The sequence below is a fragment of the Desulfovibrio sp. 1214_IL3152 genome (assembly GCF_036763055.1).
Classification (GTDB): Bacteria; Desulfobacterota; Desulfovibrionia; order Desulfovibrionales; family Desulfovibrionaceae; genus Desulfovibrio.
In genome coordinates this window covers 1-5,271 of sequence record NZ_JBAIYW010000252.1, presented here as the reverse complement: position 1 = coordinate 5,271, position 5,271 = coordinate 1, and the positions used below count along the sequence as shown (strand labels likewise).

The 5,271-nt window shown below is 58.0% G+C and carries 4 protein-coding genes and 1 pseudogene; 1 reads left to right on the top strand and 4 read right to left on the bottom strand.

Annotation, left to right across the window (positions count from 1 at the left end; genetic code table 11):
* On the bottom strand, positions 1–135 hold a 135-nt coding region (locus V6C07_RS05305; RefSeq protein WP_333535322.1), incomplete at its 3' end, for a GIY-YIG nuclease family protein.
* A 170-nt stretch (positions 136–305) separates the two neighbouring features.
* Positions 306–908 carry a hypothetical protein gene (locus V6C07_RS05300; protein WP_333535321.1) on the bottom strand — a complete coding sequence of 201 codons (603 nt, stop codon included), beginning with the start codon at positions 906–908 and terminating at the stop codon, positions 306–308.
* A 510-nt stretch (positions 909–1,418) separates the two neighbouring features.
* Here V6C07_RS05300 and V6C07_RS05295 point away from each other — a divergent pair.
* Positions 1,419–2,087 carry a tetratricopeptide repeat protein gene (locus V6C07_RS05295; protein WP_333535320.1) on the top strand — a complete coding sequence of 223 codons (669 nt, stop codon included), beginning with the start codon at positions 1,419–1,421 and terminating at the stop codon, positions 2,085–2,087.
* Positions 2,088–2,682: 595 nt separating this feature from the next.
* Here the strand turns inward: V6C07_RS05295 and V6C07_RS05290 are convergent.
* Positions 2,683–4,671, bottom strand: a complete 1,989-nt coding sequence (locus tag V6C07_RS05290) for an Hsp70 family protein (protein ID WP_333535319.1) — start codon at positions 4,669–4,671, stop codon at positions 2,683–2,685.
* Positions 4,668–5,271, bottom strand: a pseudogene (locus V6C07_RS05285) (adenosine deaminase); the annotation flags it as partial. The pseudogene V6C07_RS05285 and the gene V6C07_RS05290, both read right to left, overlap by 4 nt.

The following is a 5,271-nucleotide window of genomic DNA, read 5'->3' as shown; positions in this document are numbered from 1 at the left end:
ACGCGTGTAGCGGGCGCCGCCGGCCAGAGCGCCGTTATGCTGCGCAAGGCGCCGCTCCATATCGCGGGTAATGCCGCAATACAGTGTGCCGTCTGCGCATTCCAGCAGATAAACCAGCCAGGGATCGGATGTCATGCTCGTTTCACTGTCCTGAAACCGGCCGCAATTTCACCTTGAAATTGCTCTGGCGGCTGCGTGAGCAGTCGCCCGCCGCAAAGGTGTAAGCGCAATTTACTTGCGCGGTTAAGCGCCGAAGCGAGCGTGTCTTAAACTTTGAAAATGTACATTTTCAAAGTTAATCTGCTCTAGTTGAAGCCCCCGGCAAGCCATACCGTCACAAGAAAAGAGAACAGCCAGTTGCCGAACCGCCAGAGCCAGGGATTGGGAACCCTGCCTGCAGTCATGCCGCGCATTTGGCGCAGTGTGCCTGCAATGGAGCCCAGGGTGTGGAAAAAAACAAAGCCAAGTCCCGCCAGAAAACCGAACTGCGCCAGACAGACAAGAAAAATGGCAAAGGTCACGCACGGGGCAAGGCAGGCGTTGGCGTCATTGCGCTGCGATATCCAGATGTGTCCCAGGGGGGAGCCACCGGCCTGAAAGCCTCCAGCCCCGCGCCCGCCGAAGGTGCGGCTGTAAAAAAAGCCTCTGCTGCCGGAGTTGCCCCGGCCATGCTCCTGCCCATAGGTCTGGTCCTGCCTGTTCTGCTGCTCCTGCCCGTCATCAAGGATGACTTCGGCCTCAAGCACACGGCGCTGGTCATCGCCGCTATGGCCGTTTCCATCCTGGCGACCGTCCTGGCGACCGTCATGCCGGCCATCATGCCGGGCGGAGACGGCGGGCAGGGTGTCATCGTGTCGGGCATGCCCCTCCGAAGATTCGTGGGGGGGCTTGTGCGGGGGATGGCTCATGCTCGACCTCCTGGTCTGTTCCAGGCATTTGAACCTGGTTTCAGGTAAGCGCCTGCCGCGCAGCTTTTTGGGGTTCGGCTGCGCAAGGGGTTTTGAACTGTTTCACCTGTTTCATTCTTTATTTCTCACCACATGAAAACAGGTTTTCGGAGTGAATGGTGTGGGGCATGTCCCGGATAGGCGCCCTGTATAAAGAAGTAAAGATGGTGTTTGCCGTGTTTGTGCCTTCTGGATGACGGGGCGTCAAGGGGGCGGAGAGGACCGCGTGTTTGCCGCGGAGCAGTAATCTGTAAAAAAAATGATGTAAAAACAGCTTCGTATCTTGTGCTTCAGCCATGTGGCACGAAACCTTTCAATGACGCCGAAACCGCTGAAAAGTGACGGCGGCTCTTGCCCAAGAATGGTGCGCATGCCGGGTACGGGCCATGTGCCGCCCTTGCCAAGCCCTTTTCCCGGCGCTACTCTTTACAGCATCAGGTCCGGCACAAACACGGGCCATGAGGAGGTTTTATGAAAAAGCAGTTTGGTGCGATCGTTCTGGCTCTGGCGTTTTTTCTGTTCCAGGGCATGACCGTGGCCGCGCAGCCTGCGGATCAGGTAGAGCAGAAGCTCAATGAAGCGTGGACGGCCTACAATATCGGGCAGTATAAAAAGGTGTTGCAACTGGTGCAGCCCCTTGCCTCTGACGGCAACGCCCGCGCCCAGATCATCCTTGGCCGCTGCTATGAAAACGGTCTTGGCGTGCCGCAGGATATGGAAACCGCCGCCAAGTGGTTCCGCCTTGCCGCCGAGCAGAACAACAGCGAGGCCCAGGTGCTTCTGGCCTACCAGTATGAACTGGGCCAGGGCGTACCCAAAGACGATGCCGCCGTGGTCAGGCTTATGACCAGTGCGGCCAATGCGGGCAATGCCGAAGCCCAGTTCAATCTGGCGCTGTACTACGGGCAAGGTAAGTACGGCTTTGCCAAAAATCCCGCCGAGAGTTTCCGCCTGGCCCAGATGGCGGCAAATCAGGGCAATGCCCAGGCGCAGCGTTATGTGGGCGCTTGCTACGAATACGGTGTGGGCGTGCCGGAAAACGCCGCCGAAGCACAGGTGTGGTACGGCAAGGCCAAAGCGCAGGGCCTGGAAGTGGAAGGCAATGTCTTTAATTTTGTGCGCGAGTACACCATGCCGTAAGTGAGCATTTCAAGTGTTAAATGCTCTATAGAGCAGATTAACTTTGAGAATGCACATTCTCAAAGTTTAGGACACGCTCTCTTCGGCGCTTAACAGTGCAAATACATTGCGCTTATGCCTTCTCACGCAGACGCCGGAGCAGTTTCAAAGTGAAAATGCTCTGGCGCATACGTGCGGGGAAAAGCCCAGGCCCTTCCCACGGACGTTCACGGCACTGCTTGCCGGAACGCCGCCGGGGGCCGCTTTTTCCCGCAATTTTTTTGCCTGTGCGTTTCCGGCGCGCCGGGTGCAGACGGGCAGTGACGCAACCGTGCAGCACCGCAGCATCATAGAGCAATTTCAAAGTGAAATTGCTCTGGCGGATGCGTAAGCGCAGTTTATCTGCGCGGTTAAACGCCGGAGCGGGCGTCTTGGAAGCATTGAGAATATCTATTCTCAATGCGAAAATGCTCTAAAAGATGGCAACATGCCATAAGGGGCGGGCTGTACGGGCCGGATTGGGCGGCTTTGGCATGTTTGCGGCATGCCCCGAAGCCCGCGCCTGGAGCGTTGTGGCGGGCAGCCTGCGCAAAAGCTGTGCGCCGGAAGCCCCGTATCATGACGCCGCGCCGCGCTCCACCCGGATATGGTTCAGCACTGTGAGGCGTTGCAGCAGGGCTTTGAGCGAGTAGCGTATTTTTGCTCTGGCGTCTTCCATGAGGTCCTGCCGGATTTCCTGAAAAGCCTGTCCCAACGCTTCCTGGATGTATTCTTTGTTTTTGGCGATGATTTTTTCACGATTTTTTTCATTGAGCAAAAACTGGGGCAGTCTTTTTGTGCGCAGAAAGTTTTTGCCGAACTTGCCCAACGCCCACGTGCCTGCAAAGGCCGCCGCGCCGCCCAGTACGGCAGACACCGGCTCACCGGTGGTGAGCAGCATTTTTTCACCAACGGCAAAGGCAGCCACGCCGGGCAGAACCGCAACCACCATGACATCCATAGTATTCAGCAGTGTGAGGCGCGATATCTTAACCTGCACAGCGTCAAAAAAGCTGGTGCTGAGGGTGCGGGCCGAAAAGTTGAGCCGGGGTACAAGGTGTACGCCGTTTTCACGCAGCCACCGGCTGAACTGCTGGCGCAATTCCCGCTCTATTTCAGTGCGAGCGGCTTCTGTCCTTTCGCGGATGATGCTCAGCAAGCCGGAGTCGTTGCGTATTTTTTCGCTGATTTCGCGTTCTATCTCTTCCACGGTTTTGCGGGATTGCTGCGCGGATTCAAGAACGCTCATGATGTCTCTGGACGCGATGCGCTCGGCGCAGGTTTGCGCGGCCAGCTTGGTGTGTTTTTCAAAAATGCCCTGGGCAATTTCCGCCACCCGTTGCGAAAAGGCCTCGCTCTGGTCTTCAAGCAGGTTTTTTATCTTGAGGTGCGTGTCCAGCAGCATGGGGTACAGGGCGAGGCCGTAGGCAATATCCTCATACGTGCGGGGGCTCATGACGATGTTGTCTGTGCCGAAAACGTCGTGTACGGCGTCGCGGGCAAAAAACCAGCCGCTGCTGCCGCCGGTAAGAATGACCTTGTCTACGCCTTTCTGTTTTTTGATGTCGTACAGCATGTCCTTGAACCAGGATATGAGCGCCACCTCGCGGCCTTGCAGCATGTCCGAAGCCGTGCTGCCGAGAGCGCCTTTGTTGGCGTACTGGCGGAGCATGTCCAGCAGGGGCTGCGAAGCCGTATAGCTTTCTGCGGCGCTGACAATGCGCTGCCAGGTGAGGTCGTGCAGATAGGCGTGTTTTTGCGTACCCTGTGCGTCATACCAGGAAAGGTGCAGACTCACGGTGCTGTTGATGTCTTTTTGCAGGATTTTTGAAAAGCGTTCTTTTTCCGCCCTGCACAAAACCCAATGGACGTAGTATGCGCAATTGTCGGCCTTGGTCTGTTCCGCCAGACCGGGATTGTGGCGGCAGAAAAGCTGAAAAAAGAGGTCGTCAAACAGGCGTCCGCCCAGCAGACGGTCGCCGCCGCTCTGAAGGATTTCTGAATTTTCCGCCAGCGTGAAGTCGCAGGTTCCGCCGCCGAAGTCCAGAATCAGCAGGCTGTGCTCCATATCGTCCAGCTCGACGGCCCCTGATTGCAGGCAGGATATCATGGCCGCGTCAGACTCCCGTATAAGGGAGGGCATGGGCCAGCCCGCATCGGTAAAGCAGCGCGACAGCGACGGCCCGAAGCTCTCGCGCGTGCGCGCGGGGATCCCCACGTATATCTGGCTGTCCTGCTCCAGGGTGTCGGGGGGCAGCGCCTGGCGCAGCATCCGCAGAAAATCCGTCATCCAGCGCGCGGCTTCTGACCCGTCTTCGCCTGTTTCGGGCTTGAACTGGCAGCGCAGGTTGCGCCGGGACCGCATGGCCGCGTTGGCGTAGTATTCGCTTTCAGCCGGATGCCCTATGAGGCGCGGCATGTCGTCTTCATACAGAATGACTGTTTCCACGCAGCCGTCCGCTGCGCCGACGCGGGGCAGCACCACGGGCTGAGGCGCCACGGAATGCCTGTGCGTTCCGTAGATGTAGGTATTGCTGGTGCCGAGGTCTATGCCAAGTATTTTCATGCCCCGGCCTCCTGGGCGGCTTCTTTTTGCACGTGGCCCTTTATGATGCTGTCTCCGGCGCGGGTGTAGCGGCGCAAAACGCGGCAACGGTCGCCGTTGGACACAAGGCCCACCCTGTCATAAAGCCCGGCGTGGGTATCTTCATCCCATATGATATGACTGCCGTCTTCGCCGGGGGCATAGCCCATAAAAGCGAGCTGTTCCGAAAGAAAATGTCTGGTCTGCTCATTCATGCCGTCCAGAAGGTGGGCAACGCCAAGGGCCAGCGGGCAATCGTTTCTGGGACATCTGCCTGCATGCCGGGGCTGATGATCGCTTTCGCTGAGAATGTCAATTTCCGCATGGAGCTTGTCCCATACCGAAAAGAATGTGGTGAGCCAGCGGGCGCGCTCCTGAGCCTGACGCCGCAGGGAAAGCCTGAATGCCTCCACGTCCAGGGACGTGGTTTTTTTGGCAAGCAGAACGAACAGGAATGCCGCGCCCAGCAACAAATACAGGCGTTTGAGCAGGCCAGCGCCGCCGCTTGTGCCAAAGACGGCGCTTTTGAAGTCCGCCCAGGAGGTGAGGCGCAAAATGCCCGCGGCAAGGCTGGCGGCGAAC

Bases quoted from the DNA above. Each gene is read 5' to 3' on its own strand.
- V6C07_RS05300 (WP_333535321.1), bottom strand. From the start codon at position 908: ATGAGCCATCCCCCGCACAAGCCCCCCCACGAATCTTCGGAGGGGCAT.
- V6C07_RS05295 (WP_333535320.1), top strand. From the start codon at position 1,419: ATGAAAAAGCAGTTTGGTGCGATCGTTCTGGCTCTGGCGTTTTTTCTG.
- V6C07_RS05290 (WP_333535319.1), bottom strand. From the start codon at position 4,671: ATGAAAATACTTGGCATAGACCTCGGCACCAGCAATACCTACATCTAC.